Raw genomic sequence first — 18,884 nt, forward strand, 5'->3', positions numbered from 1 at the left:
CTTCCAGAAGGCCTGCAAGCGCCTCGGCCTCAAACACATCCGCACCAAGCCCTACACCCCACAAACCAACGGCAAGGCCGAGCGCTTCATTCAAACCAGCCTGCGCGAGTGGGCTTACGCCCAGGCCTACAACACCTCAAGAGAACGCGCCGCCGAGTTGCCAAGATGGCTCCACCGCTACAATTGGCATCGTCCTCATGGCAGTATCGGGTCTGTACCACCAATCAGCAGGCTCGGCTTGGCCGGGTATAACCTCTTGAGGCTCCACAACTAGAGCCGGGGGTTGGGACTGGGGGTGGGGGAGGCCATGACATTTCAGAGAATCGTCGTCGGATTGTTTGTGCTGGTGATCGCGGCCTTGGGCGTCGCCTTCTATATCGACTGGCGCATGGCCACCCAGCTGCGCACCATGAAAGCCTTTGTCGAAGGCTATGTGTTCGCTGAAGCGGTGTCGGCCTGCGAGAAGGCGCCAAGCTCGACGCCGTTCAAGTGGAACAACGGCAAGAACACCTCCATCGTCGGGCTGAACTCGGTCAAGCTCAACAAGTACACCGTCATCGCCAGCTTCACGCTGGTCGCCGACAGCGTTTATTGCGATTACGATCCCATCAAGCGCAAGGCCGATATCGGCTCGAATTTCCTGGAACGGGACTGAGCACGGCCACGGAAAAGGAACGGCCATGACCTCGATAGAGCGACCGCCAGGCGACGCGAGGCCGGGTCCTTATCGCATCCTGCATGAGGCCGAACTGCGGGATTATCTGGCCGGACTTCCAGATGTGGCGGATACGCTTGGCGGCGCACCTGAAAGCTGGTCCATCAGCGAGGTCGGCGACGGCAATCTGAACCTTGTCTTCATCGTCAAGGGGACGGTCGGCGGCATGGCAGTGAAGCAGGCGCTGCCCTATGTGCGCCTGGTCGGCGAGAGCTGGCCGCTGCCGCTGTCGCGCGCGCATTACGAATATCTGGCGCTGACTACGCACGCCCGGCTCGCACCGCGGCTAGTGCCGCAGATCTTGTACCATGACGAGGCGCTGGCGCTAACTGCCATGGAGCTGTTGTCGCCGCATATCATCATGCGCAGGGGCCTGATCGCCGGTACCATCTATCCGCGCTTTGTCGAGGACATCACGACCTTCATGGCGAGGATGCTGTTCTTCACCTCCGACCTTGCCATAACGGCAGCGGAGAAGAAGGAGGGTGTTGCGGCCTTCGCCGGCAACCATGCACTGTGCAAGATCACCGAGGACCTGATCTTCACCGATCCCTATCGCGAGGCCGAGCAGAACCGCTGGACCTCACCCTGGCTCGACAGAACCGCAGCCGCTTTCCGCGAGGACATGGAGGCGCATGTCGCGATCTCCCGGCTCAAGCTCAAATTCATGAGCCAGCCGGAGGCGCTGATCCATGGCGACCTCCACACCGGATCGATCATGGTTACGGAGAGCGAGACGCGGGTGATCGATCCCGAATTCGCGTTTTACGGTCCGATGGCGTTCGACATTGGCGCCATCATCGCCAACCTCGTCATGGCCTATCTCGCCTCGCCCGGCCACGAACGCACGTCCGGCGACCGGCGCGTATTCCAAGCGTGGCTGGTGGAGACGATCGAAAAAGTCTGGACTGAGTTTGAGCGCAAATTCCTCGAGTTGTGGCGGACCGAAGCGCGCGGCGATGCCTATCCGACAAGTCTTTTCGTGGGATCGGCCGGCGCATTACATCTGGAGGCCGAGCGCCAGCGCAATATGGATCAGCTGTTCCGCGACACGGTCGGCTTTGCGGCGGCAAAGATCATCCGTCGTATCCTCGGCCTCGCGCACAATATCGATTTCGAGTGGATCGAGGACACAAGGCTCCGGGCCGTCTGCGAGGCGCGGAGCCTCCGGCTCGCCCGCGCGATGCTGACGGACGCAAAATCCTTCACGAATATCGCGGCCGTCACCAAAATGGCGCGCGAGGTGAACGACTGGCGGCCCGATTTTGCGGCGTAGCCGACTGGCGCTTATCCTAATCCGCCGCCTTGGCCCGCAGCCGCTGCGCGTAGACGTTGATCACCAGCGCCGCCAGCAGGATCAAGCCGCGGATCAGGATCTTCAGGAAGCTGTCGATATTGACGTGATCGAGGCCGTTGTTAAGCACCCCTAGCACGAACAGGCCGACAATCGTGTTGCCGATGCCGCCGCGGCCGCCGAACAGGCTGGTGCCGCCGACCACGACGGCAGCGATGGAATCAAGCAGATAAGTGTCGAACTCGTTCTGCTGCGCGCTGCCGAAATGGGCGACGCCCAGCATGCCGCCGATCCCGGAGCACACAGCTGAAATCACCATGACGCTGCCGAGGATCAGCTTGACGTTGAGGCCGGAATATTCCGCTGCCTCGCGGTTGCCGCCGACCATGTAGACGTAGCGGCCGAAGCGTGTGTAGGTCAGCACCAGATGGCCGGCGAGCAGCATCAGCGCTGCGACGATAACGATCCAGGGAATGCCGCCGATCGAAGCCGAGCCCAAAGTTGCTATCAGGTCGGGCACTTTGTAGGCGATCTGGCCGCGCACCAGCAGCGCGGAGATGCCAGCCGCAATCTGCATCATGGCGAGCGTCATGATGAAGGAGGGGATGCCGATCACCGTCAGGCCGAAGGCGTTGACCAGGCCGAGCACGGCGCACAGGACAAGCGCCAGCAGGATCGCCGCCCAGCCGGGCAGGGGAATGTTGGCGATGTTCACGTAGGATTCCTGCAGCGTGAAATAGGCGACCGCAATGCCTGTGACATTGGCAATGGAGGCGATCGACAGATCGATCTCGGCGCAGAGGATGACGAAGGTCAGCCCGACGGCGATGATGCCGGTGACCGAGACCTGGGTCAGGATGTTGCCAACATTGTCAATGGTCGCGAAGGAGGGGCTTGCGATCGCGAAGAAGGCCGACAGGAAGATCAAGGTCAGGAACGGCGCGATGTTGCGCATCTGCGAGCGCAGCAGCGCTGCAATCCTCCTTGATCCCTTGCGGTCGCCCGCAGGCACTGCGGCACTGTCGCTGCTTACCATTAGTCGCTCCTCACGCCGCTTCGAGCAGGCGGTCCTTGCTGATTTTTTCGCCCGTGAACTCGCGCACCACCGCGCCGCGCTTGAGCACGATGATGCGGTCGGCGAGCGACAGCACCGTCTCCGGCTCGGTCGAGAGCACGACGATGGCAAGCCCCTGTTCGCGCAAATGCCTGATGATGTGGATGACGTCGTTCTTGGCGCCGACATCCATGCCGCGGGTCGGCTCGCACAAGACCAGCACGCGCGGCGGGAAGGTCAGCCATTTGGCGAGCGCGACTTTCTGCTGATTGCCGCCGGAGAGCATGCCGAGATCGAGCTCGACCGCGCTTGGCCTGATCTGCAGCTGCTCGACCTGGCGCATTGCGATCTCGCGCTCTTGCGACGGCTTCAGCCACAGCGAGGAAATGCGATCGAGAATGCTGATCGAGACGTTCTTGTAGACCGGCTCCTGGTGGAACAGCATCGCCCGGCGGCTTTCCGGCACGAAGGCGATCCCGGCACGCCGCGCATCGGCGGTCGAGCCGAAGGCTTTCGTTTCGCCGGCGACCTGGAGCTGTCCGCGATCGGGCTTGAGCTTGCCGAACAGGATGCGGGCGAGCTCGAGCTGCCCGCAGCCCATGAAGCCGTAGACCCCGAGCACTTCACCCGCGCGGGCCTGGAAGGAGACGTCGTTCAGACTGCGCGCCAGCGAAAGTCCGCTGGCTTCCAGCACGACCGGCGTCTCGCTTGGCGCAGGCAGAGCGACATCGTGGGTGTAGGTTTCCTCCAGCGCCTCGCGGCCCTTGCCGATCATGGCCTCGATCAGGGTCGCCTTGATGGTGGCGCCTGCTGCCGTATCCATGACTTTCCGGCCATTGCGGAAGACAGTCACGGTGTCGGAGATGCCGAGGATATCCTCGATGAAATGCGAGATGAAGATGATCGCGGACCCGGCGTCGCGCAGGCGCCGCAGGGTTGCAAAGAGACGCTCGACCTCAGGCGGCGACAGCGCCGAGGTCGGCTCGTCCAGGATGATGATGCGGGCGCCCGAGAACAGCACACGCGCGATCTCGATCAATTGCTGCAGCCCGATCGGCAGGTCGCCGAGCCTGGCCGTCGGATCGACGTCGATGCCAAAGCGCGACAGCTGCTCGCCGGCTTCGCGTGCCATGCGGCGCCATTGCACGAAGCCGAGTGCATTGGTGGGCTGCACGCCGAGGAAGACGTTCTCGGCGACCGAGAGGTCAGGCGCGACGCTGAGCTCCTGATGCACCATGGCAATCCCCGCAGCACGCGCGTCGCGGGTCGAGCGGAAGCGTGTCTCGCGGCCATCCAGCATGAAGCGGCCGGAGAATTCCGGATGCACGCCGGCGATGATCTTCATCAGCGTGCTTTTCCCTGCGCCGTTCTCCCCGACCAGACCATGGATCTCGCCGGGTGAGAGCGCGAAGTCGATCCCACGCAGAGCCTCAACGCCGCCGAAGGCCTTGGTGATCTGCGTGAGTTCGAGGAGAGGGGAGCTTCCCTGCGGCATTGCGAAGGGCTCAGATCAGGAAGTGATCCTCCATCCACTGCATTCCGGCCGCGTTGGCTTTGGTCACGACCGGCCCGTCGGTCACGACGTTCTTCGGAATGCCCTGGCCGGTCTTCTCGCCGGCCACCACCGCCGCGACGCCCGCGACGATCGCGCCACCATGGATGCGGCAGGACGGGTTGCGCACGGTCGCATACATGCGGCCCTCGCTGACCGCCTGGATCGCCGGCGGCATGGCATCGACGCCGCCGATCAGGATGCTGGTGCGGTTGTGCGCCTTCATGATGTTGTAGGCGGCAAGCGCCATGTCGTCATTGTGGAAGAAGGCCGCGTCGATCTGCGGGTATTTGGTGAGATATGTTTCCCACAGCCGCGCGGTCTTCGACACGTCCCAATCCGCCGGCTGGGTGTCGAGCACCTCGATACCAGGATACTGCTTGATCACCGAGTTGAAGCCCTTTGCGCGGCCCTGTGCGCCGGTGTGTCCCAGTGCGCCCTGGGTCATGATCACCTTGCCCTTGCCGCCGATGGCGTTGACCAGCGCCTGGGTCACCGAGGCCCCCATGAACTCGTTGTCGGGAGCGAGGAAGGCGTGCACGTTGATCTGGTCGAGCGGGGCGATCAGCGTATCCATGTCGATCACGGGCGTGCCGGCGTCGATCATTTTCTGCACGGGCTGGGTCAGCGTGCCGATGCCGAAGGCCTGGATGGCGACGAAGTCCCATTTCTGCGAGGCCATGTTGTCGATGGCGGCGCGCTGTTTCACGGCATCGAGCTGGCCGTCGAACCAGGTGACATCGACATTGAACAGCTTGCCCCACCATTCGGCCGCCTGCTTGCCTTGCGCGCACCAGGTCGCCTGCAGGCCGGCATTGGAGAAGGCGGCCTTCAAGGGCTTCTCGGAGCGGCCGACTTCAGCTGCCATGGCCGGATTGACGCCGAATGCGCCCAACAGTGCCGCGGCGGCACCGGCGCCTGCCGTGGAGGTCAGAAGATCACGCCTGCTCGTAGTGGGTTTATCAGTCCCGGACATCGGTCGCTCCCATGTGCTTCTTATCACCGGCGACGTCTTGTGCGCCGCGGCTGGAGGATCAGTGTCTCACAATCAATTTCGTCGCGCTACCGGAAGGACGATGCTGCGCGGCTCTCATCGTTTGTGCACTGCCGTGCGCCCGCTTACGTTCCGGGTAGGCAAAGGCCCCGATTGCGAGAAGTCTCGCTACGTTGCCGCTTGGCGGGATACGAATTGCTCGATCTCTGCGAGCAGCTCTTGCCACGCCGCGTCGATGTCGTCCGTCCACTGCGTGCCGAGCAATTCGCGCAGCGTGTCCGCGATCACGCCGAAGAATGCGATGAACAGATCGCGCGGCGTGCCGTAGGCATCATGCGAGACCACCTCGCACGCAATCATGCGGAATTTGCCGCTGCGCTCGCCTGCGAAATCCAGCAACGCCTCGGTGGTGAAGGCGAGCATCGATCCCTTCACGAGGTCGCTGCCTTCGCTGCGAAACATCGCAATTGTCTCGGGATGAGCGCGATGCAGGCGTTGATAGACCAGCGGAGTCAGGTCTCCACAATGCGCGGACGCAAGTTCAAAACTGTGCTGGATGAAATTGATCACGCCTGCACATCACGTCATTTGAAATGCCAATGAGAGAGGGGGCTTAAAGAAAAAGAGCAGGGCATCGAGCCCTGCTCCAAAAATTGTGTCGACCCTATTATCCCGCAAAGTTTGGATTTGATCTTGGCTGGCGGGGCAACGCTGCTTTTGCGCGTTAGGGCTCCTCCCGAGACTTGGACCACCAGGCTCGAACCCTCGGGCTCAGCCTGCGCGCAGATTCCTAGACCAGTTTTGCTTTTTTGTCATCAATTTCAGCAACGAATGTTCAAACTTCGAGCAGTTTTCGTAATGATTGCGAGTTGACCAGAGCAACCCTGTTGGGTATGCCGGCTCGCCCTCGATTGCGGTAATATAGTAAGGAAATACTCCGCCCGGCTATTTCGTCGGGCCTACAGCAATTCGGCAACGCCGGGCGGAAATCTCTGCGATTTCGACCGGAAAGCCGCCGCTTTGCGGTGGAACGCCTCGACTTGGCAGACCCGTGGTGGTTAGGTGGCGCGCCTTGGTGGATTCCCCGATGCGGCGACAGCTTCAGAAGTTCCTTCCGGTCGTATTGATCGCGTTGGCGGTGCAGATCCTTGCACCGATTGCTGCCTCTTGGGCTGCGGCCGCCACCGCTTCCGACCCGCTACGGGCGGCCGAAATCTGCCATAGCATCCTCGGGGAGAGTTCCGGGCAGACCGATCCGGGCACCGACCAGCATGCCCATGACGGAGCCTGTCTCATCTGCTGTGCGGTGCAGGCAGGGGCCGCGGTCGATTCGCCGCAGCAGGCGGCTTTCCCGGTTCCTTACCGCCAGACCACCCGGGTGATCTGGCACATTGCCGTGCGGGACGTCTCGCCGGCCCGTACCGGCTCCAATACGCAGGCCCGCGCGCCGCCGCTGCCGCTGTGAGGCTTGCGGCCAATTCGGCCGCTGAACCATCACCGTCGCTTGCCAGCGGAGATCTACAATGTCCTTCCGTCTTTTGCGCACGGGTCTGTTTGGATTCGGCGTCGCTCTTGCTCCACTCTACCCAGGCCTAGCCCACGAAATCGTCGGCAATCGCTTCTTCCCGGCCACGCTCACCATCGACGATCCCGGCGTCAATGACGAGTTGTCGCTTCCGACTGTCGACAGTTTCAACACCGGCGACGTTCCGCCGGTGCGACAGCGCGACATCTCCGCCGAGTTCTCCAAGCGGATCACCGAGGATTTTGCGATATCGTTCGGCACGACCTACACCTTCCTCGGACCAATCGATCCGACGGCGGCCGGGGCCAACGGTTTCCAGAACCTGGAGACCACATTCAAATATCGGGTGTTCAAAAACCCCGAGCATGAGTTCGTGATGTCGGTGGGCCTAAGCGTGGAGTGGAGCGGCTCCGGCTCTGCCACAGTGGGCGCCGAACCCTTCAACACCTACACGCCAACGGTCTATTTCGGCAAAGGCTTGGGCGATTTGCCGGACACACTGTCGTGGCTCAGGCCAGTCGCGATCACCGGCCAGGTCGGCTACGGAATCCCGGACCGGAATTTCACGACGACCTTCGGGGTTGATCCCGACACCGGCGCTCCGACTGCAGACACCGAGTTTAACCCGCGTGTGCTGAACTGGGGCCTGAGCATTCAATACAGCATGCCCTACCTGAAATCGTCGGTGGTCGATCTGGGCCTGCCGGATTTCATCAATCACCTGATCCCTTTGGTCGAGGCCAATCTGCAGACGCCGATGTCGAACACCCTAACCTCGGGGACACTGACCACCGGTACCATCAACCCTGGCGTGATCTGGGTCGGCAACACCTTCCAAGTCGGCGTCGAGGCGCTGATCCCGATCAATCGGCAAAGCGGCAGTAATGTTGGTGTAATCGCGCAGCTACACCTTTACCTCGATGACATTGATCCGCATGGGATCGGCAAGCCGCTGTTCGGCGGTCCGGTCCAACCCGCCAGCCCCTTCAGGAATTGAGCAAGGAATTGACCATGCGACACCCGTCCCTGATCGCAACCATCCCGCTTCTCCTCGTGCTCGCCACCGGCGCCGCTCAGGCGCATGCCATGCTCGACCACGCCGAGCCGCGCGTCGGCAACAAGGTCGCCAGCCCGCCCAAGGAAGTCACCCTGTGGTTCACCCAGAAGCTCGAGCCTGCCTTCTCGACTGTCACCGTGACCAATCCCGCTGGCGAGCGCGTCGACAGCGGCAAGGCGCGGGTCAGCGGCAACCAGATGTCCATTCCGCTGCGACCCGGCGGGGCCGGCACCTATCACGTCAACTGGCACGTGCTGTCGGTGGATACGCATACGACCGAAGGCAACTTCACCTTCCAGGTCGGCCAGTAGTGGCAGCAGGAAGGCCATGAGCTTCTTTGCCGCGGAAATCGACGGCCCGCTGGTGCTGACGCGCGCGATTCATTTCGCGGCGTCGGCGACGGTCGCGGGTGTCCTGACGTTCCGCGGCTTGGTGGCGCAGCCGGCTTTGCGGCCTTCTCCGGAAGGTTACGCCATCGTCCAGGCACGGCTTGTTGGACTTACCTGGGCGGGGCTTGCGGTTGCGGTCGCGACTGGAATCCTCTGGCTGACGCTTGAGACCATGATGCTGGCGGGCGTTGCCTTCGGCGAGGCGATACGATCGGGCGCGATGCTGGTTGTCGTCAACGAGACACAATTCGGGCTGGTGTCGGAAATCCGCGGCGGGCTTGCGGTCGTTCTGGCGGCTTGTCTCATGCTCGATCGCTTCGCGCTCGCGCGATGGGTCGGTCTCGCGGCTGGCCTTTCGCTTGTTGCAGCCATCGCCTGGACCGGACACGCCGGTGCAACGCTCGGCGGGTTGGGCGATCTGCATCTCGCCGCCGACGGCCTGCATTTGCTGGCCGCATCGGCCTGGATTGGCGGCCTCGCCGGGCTTTCTGTCCTGTTTGCGGTCGGTCGGCGCCGTCCCGCGCCGGGATGGGGGCCGCTGCAATTCGACGCCGTGGGGCGATTTTCCATCCTGGGCATTGTCAGCGTTGCAGCCCTGATCGCCTCTGGCGCCGTGAATACCTGGATCCTCGTGGGCTCCGTTCGTGCGCTGCTCGTGACCGACTATGGCCGGTTGCTGCTGGTCAAGTTCGCAGCCTTTATAATCATGGTCAGCCTTGCCGCCGTCAACCGCGTCTCGCTCACGCCGCGGCTTGTTGCTGGCGTCAAGAGCGGTGCCGAGCCCAATGCGCTCGCGGCGCTGAAGCGCAACACTCTCGTGGAGATCGCGCTGGGCCTTGCGATCTTCGCCATTGTCGGGGTGCTCGGCACGCTGCACCCCGCCATCCATCTCGTCGAATGAACCGCTGGATTTGCAAGAAGGAGAAAACAAATGACCATCGGAAAACTGACATGGCTCTCGATCGCGAGCGCTGCGCTCGCGGCGTTGCTCGCTCTCGCCCCCGCACGCGCCGATGAGGTCAAGGCCGGCGACCTCGTCATCAGCCAGGCCTGGGCCCGCGCGACCCCGAACGGCGCCAAGATCGGCGGCGGCTATGTCACCATCGAAAACAAGGGCAGCGCGCCCGACCGGCTGATCGGTGGCTCGGCCGATGTCGCCGGCAAAATCGAGGTCCATGAGATGTCCATGGATGGCGGCGTGATGAAGATGCGCCCACTGGAAAAGGGGCTCACCATCGACCCCGGCAAGACCGTCAAGCTCGCGCCCGGCGGCAATCATTTGATGATGATGGACCTGAAGTCGCAGCTGAAGCAGGGCGACAAGGTGCCCGTGACGCTGGAGTTCGAGAAGGCTGGCAAGGTGACGGTCTCGCTTGATGTCGCGGGCGTCGGCGCGCAGGGGCCGGCCGGCGCCGGTGCGAGCGGCGGCAAGATGGAGATGAACAAGATGCAGGATCGCTCCGGGATGAAGATGTGAGAGGGCTGCCGCGCCTGATCGCAACCGTGCTGCCAATTGCCGCGCTCGCACTCCATGCGGGCGCGACTCACGCAGCCGAGCCGACACTTGGCATCCACATCCACAGCGACATGGCGATGTTCCAGGTGCTGATCTCGCCGGGCAAGACGGGGAACGACAGCATTGTCCTGCAGTTGATGAACGGCGACGGCACGCTGCTGCAGGCTAGGGCCGCAACCTTGGTTCTGACGAGGCTTGAGGGCGGCGCCGAGCCGATCAGCCGTAAGGCCGAACTCGGTGGCGACCACTACTGGCATGTCGAGAACGTGCCGATCACGGTCGCCGGCCGATGGCGTGTTCGGATCGAGGCCGCGACCCTGTTCAAAACCATCGCACTTGAGGAGGATTTCGACCTGCCGGCGCAATAGGATGGCCTAATTCTTTGACATCAGGGGTTACGCCTGACGTGCTCGTGCCTTAATCATGGCGTTTAGCTTTATCGCCGAAACGGCAGAGAATACGATGGCTTAGCGGCTTTCTTTGAAGTCTCCCTTGTGTTTTCGCGGCCAATCCGGTTTCTACTCTGCCGCAAAGTTTCCACGAACGATTCCCTCAAGGCTCAAGCCCATGCGATTGACGCGGTTCTTCCTGCCGATTCTAAAAGAAAATCCGAAAGAGGCTGAGATCGTGTCGCACCGGCTGATGCTGCGCGCCGGGATGATGCGGCAGGAGGCGGCCGGCATCTATGCCTGGCTGCCGCTGGGCTATCGCGTGCTGAAGAAGATCGAGCAGATCGTGCGCGAGGAGCAGGACCGCGCCGGCGCGCTTGAACTTCTGATGCCGACACTGCAGCTCGCCGATCTCTGGCGCGAGAGCGGCCGCTACGACGCCTATGGACCGGAGATGCTGCGGATCGCCGATCGCCACAAGCGCGAGCTGCTCTACGGGCCGACCAACGAGGAAATGATCACCGAGATCTTCCGCGCCTACGTGAAGTCCTACCGCAACCTGCCGCTCAACCTCTATCACATCCAGTGGAAGTTCCGCGACGAGCAGCGTCCGCGCTTCGGCGTGATGCGCGGCCGCGAATTCCTGATGAAGGATGCCTATTCCTTCGATCTCGACGAAGCCGGCGCGCGACGCTCGTACAACAAGATGTTTGTCGCCTATTTGCGCACCTTCGCGCGCATGGGGCTGAAGGCGATCCCGATGCGCGCCGAAACCGGTCCGATCGGCGGCGATCTCAGCCATGAGTTCATCGTGCTGGCGGAAACCGGCGAATCCGGCGTGTTCTGCGACCGCGATGTGCTCGATCTGCCCGTGCCGGGCCAAGACGTCAATTATGATGGCGACCTCACGCCGATCATCAAGCAATGGACCTCGCTTTATGCCGCGACCGAGGACGTCCATGATGCCGCGCGCTTCGAGCAGGAAGTGCCGGCCGAGCGTCGCGTCAACACCCGCGGCATCGAGGTCGGTCAGATCTTCTATTTCGGTACCAAATATTCCGAGCCGATGAAGGCAACTGTCGCCGGCCCGGACGGAACCGACGTGCCGATCCATGGCGGCTCCTATGGTGTCGGCGTCTCGCGCCTGGTTGGTGCGATCATCGAGGCCTGCCACGACGAGGCTGGCATCAAATGGCCCGAGGCGGTCGCCCCGTTCAAGGCCGTCATCCTGAACCTGAAGCAGGGCTCCGACGATACCGATACGGCGTGTGAGAAGCTCTATCGCGAGCTGTCCGCGAAGGGTGTCGACGTGCTCTATGACGACACCGACCAGCGGGCCGGTGCAAAATTCGCCGCTGCCGACCTGATCGGCATTCCCTGGCAGATCATGGTGGGGCCGAAGGGCCTTGCCGAAGGCAAGATCGAAATCAAGCGCCGCGCCGACGGCTCGCGCGAAAACATGTCCGCGTCCGACGTCGTGGCAAGGATAGCCGGATAGGATTATCCACCGAACGGGCTTCTCCACTGGCCAACGCGGCCACATTTGCCCCCGAATCATGGGATTATCGGGCCATGGAAGAGACCATGAATGAACCGATCCAGACCGCGCCCTTTGCGCCGTTCGAATGGATGCTGTCAGCGCGCTATCTGCGCGCGCGGCGCAGGGAAGGCTTTATCTCGGTCATTGCCGGCTTTTCCTTCATCGGCATCATGCTCGGCGTCGCCACGCTGATCATCGTGATGGCGGTGATGAACGGCTTCCGCAAGGAGCTGCTGGACAAGATCCTCGGCCTGAACGGGCATCTTCTGGTGCAGCCCTTGGAATCCCCGCTGACCGATTGGAAGGACGTGGCGGAGCGGATCAGCCAGGTGTCCGGCATTCGGCTCGCAGCACCCGTCGTGGACGGGCAGGGGCTCGCGTCCTCGCCATTCAACGCCGCCGGCGTTCTCATTCGCGGCATGCGAGCGGATGATCTGAACAACCTCACCTCGATCGCCAAGAACATCAAGCAGGGCACGCTCGAGGGCTTCGACGATGGTCAGGGGATCGCGATCGGGCGAAGGCTTGCCGATCAATTGTCGGTACATGCCGGCGACAGCGTGACGCTGGTTTCGCCGAAGGGCGCGGTGACCCCGATGGGAACGACGCCGCGCATCAAGCCCTATCGGGTTACAGCGGTGTTCGAGATCGGCATGTCCGAATATGACGCGGGCATGGTGTTCATGCCGCTCACGGAGGCGCAAGCCTATTTCAACCGCAACAACGACGTCACCGCGATCGAGGTCTTCACCAACAACCCTGATCGTATCGACGTTTTCCGCAAGAGCGTGACGGAGGCGGCGGGGCGGCCGGTGTTCCTGGTCGACTGGCGGCAGCGCAACTCCACTTTCTTCAACGCGCTGCAGGTCGAGCGCAATGTGATGTTCCTGATCCTGACCATGATCGTGCTGGTCGCTGCGCTCAACATCATCTCCGGCCTGATCATGCTGGTGAAGGACAAGGGCAGCGACATCGCGATCCTGCGCACCATGGGCGCCTCGCAGGGCTCCATCATGCGGATCTTTCTGATCACGGGCTCCGCGATCGGCGTGGTCGGCACGCTCGCCGGCTTCCTGGTGGGGCTGGTCATCGCCATGAACATCGAGTCCATCCGGCAGTTCCTGTCCTGGCTGACCGCGACCGAATTGTTCGACCCCATGCTGTACTTCCTGTCCAGGCTTCCGGCCGATGTCGATTTTGGCGAGACGGCGGCCGTCGTGATCATGGCGCTGACGCTCTCCTTCCTTGCCACCCTCTATCCGTCGTGGCGTGCCGCACGGCTCGATCCCGTCGAAGCGCTGCGCTACGAGTGAGGAATTTTATGGAGCAGGGGACGGAAGATGTACCGGTCGTCTATCTCCATGAGATAAAGCGCCAGTACATGCAGGGTGAAGCGCCGTTGATCATTCTCAATGGCGTCAAGCTGGCATTGTGGGCGGGACAGTCGGTGGCGCTGGTCGCGCCCTCGGGCTCGGGCAAGTCGACGCTGCTGCATATCGCGGGCCTCCTCGAAACGCCCGATCAGGGCGAGGTCTATGTTGGGGGCGCGCCGACCTCGCAATTGTCGGATACCGAGCGCACCCTGCTTCGCCGGACCGAAATCGGCTTTGTCTACCAGTCGCACCGGCTCTTGCCGGAATTTTCCGCGCTGGAAAACGTCATGCTGCCGCAGATGATCCGCGGCCTGAAAAAGTCCGAGACGGTGAAGCGCGCCACCGAGATCCTGGGCTATCTCGGCCTCGCCGACCGTCTCAAGCACCGGCCGGCCGAACTCTCCGGTGGCGAACAACAGCGGGTCGCGATCGCGCGCGCAGTCGCCAATGCCCCGCGCGTGCTACTCGCGGACGAGCCGACCGGCAATCTCGACCCGCACACCGCCGATCACGTCTTCCAGGCGTTGATGCAACTCGTGAAGGCTACCCAGGTCGCGATGCTGATCGCGACCCACAATATGGAACTCGCGGGCCGAATGGATCGCCGCGTGTCAATCGTCGACGGCCAGATCGTCGAAATGGAATAGCGTCTCAGCTGTCATTGCGAGAAGCAACGCGACGACCGCGTCCGCCGCAGCGCGATGACGGCGCTACGGCGCAATCACGGTCATCTTGAATGGTCCTCCATTCGCCGCAGCGTGCGCCACCGCGTCGTTGGCGTGGTCCAGATCGAAGCTCGTCGGCTCGAACTGGTTGAGATCCAACAGGCCGGACCTGATCAACCCCACCAGGCGGACGGTCGCGTCGGGCGGATACATCCAGGCGCCATGGACGGCGATGCAATTGCGCATGATCCAGGGATAGGGCAGGTCCAGCCCGCCCCCGCCGAGCATGCCGACGCCGCCCATGAGAACGGCCCGCCCGTAGGGACGCACCGCCATGATCGCAGCGCGCGCGGCGGTCGCGGGCGCCGAAGGCGGCAGGATATCCAGCACGCAATCGATCGGGCCGCCTGCGGTCTTCTTCATCCGCTCGCGGTCGTCGCGCTCATTGCCCGACAGCGTCACGGTGCGGACGCGATCGCCGAAGCGGCGCTTAAGGTCGGCGAGCACCTTTTCATTGCGGCCGGGTGCGACGACAAGGCTTGCGCCCATCGCGAGCGCGACCGCTACAGCCGCACTGCCGAAATTGCCGGTGGCGCCGCTGACCAGGACGGTCTCGCCGGGCTGCAGATGGGCGGCGAGGAAGCCGCCATAGGGTACGAGCAGCGTCCCCGTCGCGCACCATTGCAAGGCCGCTTTCTCATCGATCGGGCCGATCGGCTTGGCGTTCTCGGTCGGCACCCGCATCTGCTCGGCAAACGAGCCGTGGCGAAAATATTGCTGCAGCTTCATGCCGCCGGCGTCGCGCGCGCTCCAGGCCTGCAGCGTGATGTCAGGCGCGAGCACGTCGTCGCGTGAGCGCACGGTCGGATCGCAGAACACCCAGTCGCCGACGGCAAGATGGGTAGCGTCGGGACCGAGCGCCCGCACGCGGCCGATCCCGCCGGGACCGGGGATCACAGGCAGGTCCAGCGCATATTTGCGCTCGCCGCTGAACACCTCGTTCGCATAGGAGAGCACGCGGGTGGCGACGACATCGACGATCACCTCGCCGGTGCCGAGCACCGGCGCAGGAACCGTTTCGATCGAAAGGGGCGAACCGAAGGCTTTGAGGACGGCGGCTTTCATGGGCATCGATCTCCATTGACAGATTCCCATTGTGGCGCTCCTTTGCTATCCTGGAAGGCCTGGTATTATCCTGGGATTGCTCAGACCCTCCCTCGCGTCTCTGAGGACACATCATGGCCGATGGCCGCCGCGTTGAATTCGGAGATTTCCTGCGCTCGCGCCGCGCAAGGCTGACGCCGAAATCGGTCGGTCTTCCGATCGGGCGGCGCCGGCGTACCGCGGGCCTGCGCCGCGAGGAGGTCGCAGAGCTCGCCGGCATCGGGGTCGACTGGTACATCCGCCTGGAGCAGGGCCGCACCGTCAACCCCTCGGTGACTACAGTCGATGCGCTGGCGCGCGCGCTCAAGCTCTCCAAGGCCGAGCATGCGCATTTGCGCATGCTCGCGCGCGACACTGACGCGCGTGCCTTCGCGATTGAGATCGTGCCGGAGACGATCCGGCGCATGCTCGATGGGTTAAACCAGCCAGCCTACATCACCGGGCGGCGCTGGGACCTCCTGGCCTGGAACGTGGCTGCCGAAGAGGTATTCGCCTTCGGTCGTCTGCGCGAGGAGGACCGCAACGTGCTGCTTCTCATGTTCACCAATACGCGGACGCGAAGGCTGTTCGGCAGTTCATGGGCGGAGGAGGCGCGGCGCATGGTGGCGCAGTTTCGCGCCAGCCACGACGTCTGGGCCGGCGATCCCGCTTTCAATACGCTGCTGGAGCGGCTGCGCCAGGGCAGCCCGGAATTCTCGCGCTGGTGGGGCGCACATGAGGTGCGCGGCACTGCGGCGGGTCGCAAGATCCTGAACCATCCAAAAAAGGGCGTGGTGCAATACGAGTACACGAGCTTCCAGGCTAACGACGATCCGGCGCTCAAGCTCGTGATCTATACGCCGGTCTAACCCCACTGAAACATGATCCGGAAAAGTGTGTAGCGGTTTTCCGAAAAGATCATGCTCAATCAAAGACCTAAAGCGCGATGATGATTCAACCAAATCTCATCGCGCTTCAATAGGCGCGATAGTGCCGGCGATGATAGCGAGGCACTGGCCCCGGAATCGTGGCACTCGCGTAATAGGGATTGACCACGCACTGTGCCGCGCGGCCTGAGGCCGATACGTTGCATTGGGCCAGCGAGGTGTAGCCGCATTCGTAATAGGTGACTTGGCCATAGACGTGCAGGCAGACCGGATAGCCTGGAGCGAAAGTTTGCGCACGCGCCGCTGAAGCCGCGAGCAATGTCCCGGCCGCCAGAGTCGCCAAAGCGAGGATGCGCATCAGGGTCTCCTTCGGCTGTAGCGGACTGCTTGCGGCTCGCGGGCTTGGTGGAATGACGGATTGGCATCGCACCAGGCATCGCGGCCCGACGCCGTCGCCAGGCATTGCTGATAGGTATAAAAGCTGCAATCGCCGGCGCCGAAATCACAGCCCCTCAGACAATAGGGGTAACCCCCGGCGGCGGCGGCGTGGATTGCGCCAGCCGTGGAGATCGCAAGCAGGGCCAGCAGGATTCTCCGCATCGCTTCCTCCCATCGTTTGCATAAGAGCGACAGCATCAATTCCGTGATGCGTCCGTCAAGTCACGTTCGCGCGTGATGCGCTGCCGCACGACCCGTGTACGAACCGTCAGCGCGCCCAATAGGTGTTGGGCGGCGCGGGAATGTATTGCGGCGGGAAGGGACGGGCACGATTTTGATACGCATAGGGATCGTCGCTGCTGCCGCCGTAATAGGGATTGGCGATACAGTAGAGGTTGCGGCCCGAAGCGGATGCCTGGCACTGCGCATAGGTGTCGAACGTACAGGTGCTCAAGCCGGGATATTCGTCGCCCTGAATACAGAAGGCGTGACGTATGCCGTAGGCGTTGGCCGGCGCGTTGCTCAACATTGTTGATGCACCGAGTGCAAGAACCATAAGTGCCGTGCCGCGTGCGATGTTGCGCATGAAGAGCTCCCACAATATCCGTTCACACGCATTGCAAGGTTTTGCCGCAATTCGCGCGAGTTCCGTTCCTTGTAGCCGAGCGTGGAAGCCCTGCAAATGCAAGAGTTTCCGCAAGCCCTTGCAGATGTAACAATAAATTGCCTTAACTCGGGGCTTTCCAAGGCGGTGTGGCGCTCAAGTTACAGCAATTCGCGCTCACGCTGTTAAGTACGCGGCTGGCCAGGGGGCCATCTAAAGGAATCGAACTGGAAATGAATAAGAACTTCTTTTTTGTGACCGCGAGCATCGTTGCGCTTGGCGCGGCGGCGCCCGCATTTGGCGCGGACCTGGCAGCGCGCCATCAGATGTATACCAAGGCGCCGCCGGCTTCGGCCGCTCTCTATGACTGGAGTGGCTTCTATATCGGTGGCAACGGCGGCTGGGGCAACAACAATAGTTCCTGGGATCTCGTAGGCGTCGGGCCGGAAGGGTCGCACGATGCGAACGGCGCAACGGCTGGTGGGCAGATCGGCTATCGCTGGCAGATGGGCCAGCTCGTGTTCGGCGTTGAGGGCCAGGGCAACTGGGCCGACTTCAAGGGCTCGAATGCCAGCCTCGTAGCTCCGGGCTTCACCAACCACACCAAGACCGATGCATTCGGCTTGATCACCGGCCAGATCGGTTATGCGTTCAACAACGTGTTGCTCTACGCCAACGGCGGTGCTGCCGTGACCGGAAACAGCTACCGTGTGTTCGGGCCAGCCGGTGCCCTGGCCGCGACCGGCGGCGACGACACGCGTTGGGGCGGCGCAATCGGCGCTGGCGTCGAAGTCGGCTTCGCGCCGAACTGGTCGGTTGGCGTGCAGTACGATCACCTGTTCATGCAGGACTCGACGATCGGCTTCACCACCCCAGCCGGCTTTGCCTTTGCCAGCGATCGCATCAGCCAGGACATCGATGTCGTGACCGCGCGCATCAACTACAAGTTCGGCGGCCCGATCATCGGCAGGTACTGAGCAAGTACTGAGCAACCACCGAGCAAGTACTGATCAGCCTCCCGGTCACGTACTGATCTTCGCTTTTCGAGCGGCGGATCGAAAAGCCCCGGCCCCTGGCCGGGGCTTTTTCGTGCGAGGAAACAGCCGGTACATCGGTAATTTTACGGCGAGGACTTTTGATATGGCGCAAGGCCGGCCTGAGCCGGGGCCGTATTGATCTCTTCGATGTTCGAGATGGTTATCGAAAAGCGCGGCCAGTTCCGGTGGGAGTGGCGAATCCGCGACCGTGCCGGGCAAATCCTGGCTCAAGGCTGGGAGGAGACCCGTAATGCTGCCAAATATCGCGGCGAGCGGGCGCTGTTCGAGCTTTTGCTCGTGCGCGTGCCAAGGCTGCAGCCGCCGCCGGCCGAATAACCGCGAATTCCACCGCCCCAATGGGTGGAAAAATTAAGGTGATGAGGTGCATATCTGTGCGCCATGGCCAATACGATCTGGACCACAGAGGAATTCACCTGCGAAAGCTGCGGGATGAATTACACCGCGACCAGAGAGGAACATCCGGACAAGCGCTCCGGGAGTTTCAGCTGCCGCATTTGCAACGCCGAGGTCCACTACTGGTCCGGCTATCATCATTTCTTCAATTGGCAGGCCGTCAGGTCGAAGGTGCCGGTTTTCGGCAAGAAGAAGTGATAAATCCGCGGCTGGAACCTTTCCAGGCGCCTAGTTCCGTTTCCGCCATTAACTAAGCTGAGCCGTTTTCGAGGCGGCTCCGCCGCGCACTCTTGACGCT

At 62.6% G+C, this 18,884-nt stretch carries 24 protein-coding genes; 16 read left to right on the forward strand and 8 right to left on the reverse strand.

Annotated features, from left to right (window positions below):
* From A3AI_RS0127755 to mtnK, 3 genes are all read left to right on the forward strand, one after another.
* The coding region (locus tag A3AI_RS0127755) for an integrase core domain-containing protein (protein WP_024518713.1) at window positions 1-274 on the forward strand (274 nt) is incomplete at its 5' end.
* A 33-nt stretch (window positions 275-307) separates the two neighbouring features.
* Window positions 308-655 carry a hypothetical protein gene (locus A3AI_RS0127760; RefSeq protein WP_024518714.1) on the forward strand — a complete coding sequence of 116 codons (348 nt, stop codon included), beginning with the start codon at window positions 308-310 and terminating at the stop codon, window positions 653-655.
* A 25-nt stretch (window positions 656-680) separates the two neighbouring features.
* A complete protein-coding gene (mtnK, locus tag A3AI_RS0127765) occupies window positions 681-1,991 on the forward strand; it encodes an S-methyl-5-thioribose kinase (RefSeq protein ID WP_024518715.1) in 1,311 nt (436 codons plus the stop codon).
* A 16-nt stretch (window positions 1,992-2,007) separates the two neighbouring features.
* On the opposite strand, the gene A3AI_RS0127770 is transcribed toward mtnK, so the two are convergent.
* The 4 genes from A3AI_RS0127770 to A3AI_RS0127785 form a co-directional block, all read right to left on the reverse strand.
* Complete coding sequence (locus A3AI_RS0127770; RefSeq protein ID WP_024518716.1) at window positions 2,008-3,045, reverse strand: ABC transporter permease; 1,038 nt, start codon at window positions 3,043-3,045, stop codon at window positions 2,008-2,010.
* 10 nt (window positions 3,046-3,055) lie between these two features.
* The gene (locus A3AI_RS0127775; RefSeq protein WP_024518717.1) at window positions 3,056-4,558 is read right to left on the reverse strand and encodes a sugar ABC transporter ATP-binding protein; all 1,503 of its coding nucleotides are present in this window, start codon (window positions 4,556-4,558) and stop codon (window positions 3,056-3,058) included.
* A 10-nt stretch (window positions 4,559-4,568) separates the two neighbouring features.
* A complete protein-coding gene (locus tag A3AI_RS0127780; protein ID WP_024518718.1) occupies window positions 4,569-5,591 on the reverse strand; it encodes a sugar ABC transporter substrate-binding protein in 1,023 nt (340 codons plus the stop codon).
* 186 nt (window positions 5,592-5,777) lie between these two features.
* On the reverse strand, window positions 5,778-6,179 hold the full coding sequence (locus A3AI_RS0127785; RefSeq protein WP_024518719.1) for a globin: 402 nt from the start codon (window positions 6,177-6,179) through the stop codon (window positions 5,778-5,780).
* Between the two features lie 517 nt (window positions 6,180-6,696).
* On the opposite strand from A3AI_RS0127785, the gene A3AI_RS0127790 reads away from it, so the two are divergent.
* The 9 genes from A3AI_RS0127790 to A3AI_RS0127830 all read left to right on the forward strand — a co-directional run bounded on the left by A3AI_RS0127790 (window position 6,697) and on the right by A3AI_RS0127830 (window position 14,045).
* Window positions 6,697-7,074, forward strand: coding sequence for a DUF2946 family protein (locus A3AI_RS0127790; protein WP_024518720.1), 378 nt, complete (start codon window positions 6,697-6,699; stop codon window positions 7,072-7,074).
* A gap of 58 nt (window positions 7,075-7,132) precedes the next feature.
* Window positions 7,133-8,131: a hypothetical protein gene (locus A3AI_RS0127795; protein WP_024518721.1), complete on the forward strand. Its 999-nt coding sequence runs from the start codon at window positions 7,133-7,135 to the stop codon at window positions 8,129-8,131.
* Window positions 8,132-8,145: 14 nt separating this feature from the next.
* Window positions 8,146-8,502: a copper resistance CopC family protein gene (locus tag A3AI_RS0127800; RefSeq protein ID WP_024518722.1), complete on the forward strand. Its 357-nt coding sequence runs from the start codon at window positions 8,146-8,148 to the stop codon at window positions 8,500-8,502.
* A gap of 16 nt (window positions 8,503-8,518) precedes the next feature.
* The gene (gene copD, locus A3AI_RS0127805) at window positions 8,519-9,481 is read left to right on the forward strand and encodes a copper homeostasis membrane protein CopD (RefSeq protein WP_024518723.1); all 963 of its coding nucleotides are present in this window, start codon (window positions 8,519-8,521) and stop codon (window positions 9,479-9,481) included.
* Between the two features lie 30 nt (window positions 9,482-9,511).
* Window positions 9,512-10,057, forward strand: coding sequence for a copper chaperone PCu(A)C (locus A3AI_RS0127810; RefSeq protein WP_051382515.1), 546 nt, complete (start codon window positions 9,512-9,514; stop codon window positions 10,055-10,057).
* Window positions 10,054-10,464 (forward strand): hypothetical protein, encoded by a 411-nt coding sequence (locus A3AI_RS0127815; RefSeq protein WP_024518725.1) that lies wholly within the window; start codon window positions 10,054-10,056, stop codon window positions 10,462-10,464. Before A3AI_RS0127810 ends, A3AI_RS0127815 begins: the two co-directional genes overlap by 4 nt.
* Window positions 10,465-10,663: 199 nt before the next feature.
* Window positions 10,664-11,983, forward strand: coding sequence for a proline--tRNA ligase (gene proS, locus A3AI_RS0127820; RefSeq protein WP_024518726.1), 1,320 nt, complete (start codon window positions 10,664-10,666; stop codon window positions 11,981-11,983).
* A gap of 74 nt (window positions 11,984-12,057) precedes the next feature.
* Window positions 12,058-13,338 carry a lipoprotein-releasing ABC transporter permease subunit gene (locus A3AI_RS0127825; protein WP_024518727.1) on the forward strand — a complete coding sequence of 427 codons (1,281 nt, stop codon included), beginning with the start codon at window positions 12,058-12,060 and terminating at the stop codon, window positions 13,336-13,338.
* Between the two features lie 8 nt (window positions 13,339-13,346).
* A complete protein-coding gene (locus A3AI_RS0127830; RefSeq protein ID WP_024518728.1) occupies window positions 13,347-14,045 on the forward strand; it encodes an ABC transporter ATP-binding protein in 699 nt (232 codons plus the stop codon).
* Window positions 14,046-14,108: 63 nt separating this feature from the next.
* Here A3AI_RS0127830 and A3AI_RS0127835 read toward each other — a convergent pair whose 3' ends face one another.
* Entirely contained in the window at window positions 14,109-15,188 is a 1,080-nt protein-coding gene (locus tag A3AI_RS0127835; protein WP_024518729.1) for a zinc-binding dehydrogenase, read from the reverse strand.
* Window positions 15,189-15,301: 113 nt separating this feature from the next.
* Between A3AI_RS0127835 and A3AI_RS0127840 the strand changes: the two genes are divergently transcribed.
* Window positions 15,302-16,075, forward strand: coding sequence for a helix-turn-helix transcriptional regulator (locus tag A3AI_RS0127840; protein ID WP_024518730.1), 774 nt, complete (start codon window positions 15,302-15,304; stop codon window positions 16,073-16,075).
* Between the two features lie 106 nt (window positions 16,076-16,181).
* Here A3AI_RS0127840 and A3AI_RS0127845 read toward each other — a convergent pair whose 3' ends face one another.
* From A3AI_RS0127845 to A3AI_RS0127850, 3 genes are all read right to left on the reverse strand, one after another.
* Window positions 16,182-16,451: a DUF3551 domain-containing protein gene (locus tag A3AI_RS0127845; protein ID WP_024518731.1), complete on the reverse strand. Its 270-nt coding sequence runs from the start codon at window positions 16,449-16,451 to the stop codon at window positions 16,182-16,184.
* The gene (locus A3AI_RS43520) at window positions 16,451-16,693 is read right to left on the reverse strand and encodes a DUF3551 domain-containing protein (RefSeq protein WP_036049824.1); all 243 of its coding nucleotides are present in this window, start codon (window positions 16,691-16,693) and stop codon (window positions 16,451-16,453) included. The genes A3AI_RS0127845 and A3AI_RS43520 overlap by 1 nt, the downstream gene beginning before the upstream one ends.
* A gap of 106 nt (window positions 16,694-16,799) precedes the next feature.
* A complete protein-coding gene (locus tag A3AI_RS0127850) occupies window positions 16,800-17,117 on the reverse strand; it encodes a DUF3551 domain-containing protein (protein WP_024518732.1) in 318 nt (105 codons plus the stop codon).
* Window positions 17,118-17,368: 251 nt separating this feature from the next.
* On the opposite strand from A3AI_RS0127850, the gene A3AI_RS0127855 reads away from it, so the two are divergent.
* The 3 genes from A3AI_RS0127855 (at window position 17,369) to A3AI_RS0127865 (ending at window position 18,784) form a co-directional block, all read left to right on the forward strand.
* A complete protein-coding gene (locus tag A3AI_RS0127855; RefSeq protein WP_024518733.1) occupies window positions 17,369-18,112 on the forward strand; it encodes an outer membrane protein in 744 nt (247 codons plus the stop codon).
* Window positions 18,113-18,319: 207 nt separating this feature from the next.
* The gene (locus tag A3AI_RS0127860) at window positions 18,320-18,508 is read left to right on the forward strand and encodes a YegP family protein (RefSeq protein WP_024518734.1); all 189 of its coding nucleotides are present in this window, start codon (window positions 18,320-18,322) and stop codon (window positions 18,506-18,508) included.
* Window positions 18,509-18,571: 63 nt separating this feature from the next.
* Complete coding sequence (locus tag A3AI_RS0127865) at window positions 18,572-18,784, forward strand: hypothetical protein (RefSeq protein WP_024518735.1); 213 nt, start codon at window positions 18,572-18,574, stop codon at window positions 18,782-18,784.
* The last annotated feature ends 100 nt before the right edge of the window (window positions 18,785-18,884 follow it).

The organism is Bradyrhizobium sp. Tv2a-2 (assembly GCF_000472425.1).
Taxonomy (GTDB): Bacteria; Pseudomonadota; Alphaproteobacteria; order Rhizobiales; family Xanthobacteraceae; genus Bradyrhizobium.

Coding starts and splice junctions, on each gene's coding strand:
- A3AI_RS0127760 (WP_024518714.1), top strand. CDS start 308: ATGACATTTCAGAGAATCGTCGTCGGATTGTTTGTGCTGGTGATCGCG.
- mtnK (WP_024518715.1), top strand. CDS start 681: ATGACCTCGATAGAGCGACCGCCAGGCGACGCGAGGCCGGGTCCTTAT.
- A3AI_RS0127770 (WP_024518716.1), bottom strand. CDS start 3,045: ATGGTAAGCAGCGACAGTGCCGCAGTGCCTGCGGGCGACCGCAAGGGA.
- A3AI_RS0127775 (WP_024518717.1), bottom strand. CDS start 4,558: ATGCCGCAGGGAAGCTCCCCTCTCCTCGAACTCACGCAGATCACCAAG.
- A3AI_RS0127780 (WP_024518718.1), bottom strand. CDS start 5,591: ATGTCCGGGACTGATAAACCCACTACGAGCAGGCGTGATCTTCTGACC.
- A3AI_RS0127790 (WP_024518720.1), top strand. CDS start 6,697: ATGCGGCGACAGCTTCAGAAGTTCCTTCCGGTCGTATTGATCGCGTTG.
- A3AI_RS0127795 (WP_024518721.1), top strand. CDS start 7,133: ATGTCCTTCCGTCTTTTGCGCACGGGTCTGTTTGGATTCGGCGTCGCT.
- A3AI_RS0127800 (WP_024518722.1), top strand. CDS start 8,146: ATGCGACACCCGTCCCTGATCGCAACCATCCCGCTTCTCCTCGTGCTC.
- copD (WP_024518723.1), top strand. CDS start 8,519: ATGAGCTTCTTTGCCGCGGAAATCGACGGCCCGCTGGTGCTGACGCGC.
- A3AI_RS0127810 (WP_051382515.1), top strand. CDS start 9,512: ATGACCATCGGAAAACTGACATGGCTCTCGATCGCGAGCGCTGCGCTC.
- proS (WP_024518726.1), top strand. CDS start 10,664: ATGCGATTGACGCGGTTCTTCCTGCCGATTCTAAAAGAAAATCCGAAA.
- A3AI_RS0127825 (WP_024518727.1), top strand. CDS start 12,058: ATGGAAGAGACCATGAATGAACCGATCCAGACCGCGCCCTTTGCGCCG.
- A3AI_RS0127830 (WP_024518728.1), top strand. CDS start 13,347: ATGGAGCAGGGGACGGAAGATGTACCGGTCGTCTATCTCCATGAGATA.
- A3AI_RS0127835 (WP_024518729.1), bottom strand. CDS start 15,188: ATGAAAGCCGCCGTCCTCAAAGCCTTCGGTTCGCCCCTTTCGATCGAA.
- A3AI_RS0127840 (WP_024518730.1), top strand. CDS start 15,302: ATGGCCGATGGCCGCCGCGTTGAATTCGGAGATTTCCTGCGCTCGCGC.
- A3AI_RS0127845 (WP_024518731.1), bottom strand. CDS start 16,451: ATGCGCATCCTCGCTTTGGCGACTCTGGCGGCCGGGACATTGCTCGCG.
- A3AI_RS43520 (WP_036049824.1), bottom strand. CDS start 16,693: ATGCGGAGAATCCTGCTGGCCCTGCTTGCGATCTCCACGGCTGGCGCA.
- A3AI_RS0127850 (WP_024518732.1), bottom strand. CDS start 17,117: ATGCGCAACATCGCACGCGGCACGGCACTTATGGTTCTTGCACTCGGT.
- A3AI_RS0127855 (WP_024518733.1), top strand. CDS start 17,369: ATGAATAAGAACTTCTTTTTTGTGACCGCGAGCATCGTTGCGCTTGGC.
- A3AI_RS0127860 (WP_024518734.1), top strand. CDS start 18,320: ATGTTCGAGATGGTTATCGAAAAGCGCGGCCAGTTCCGGTGGGAGTGG.
- A3AI_RS0127865 (WP_024518735.1), top strand. CDS start 18,572: ATGGCCAATACGATCTGGACCACAGAGGAATTCACCTGCGAAAGCTGC.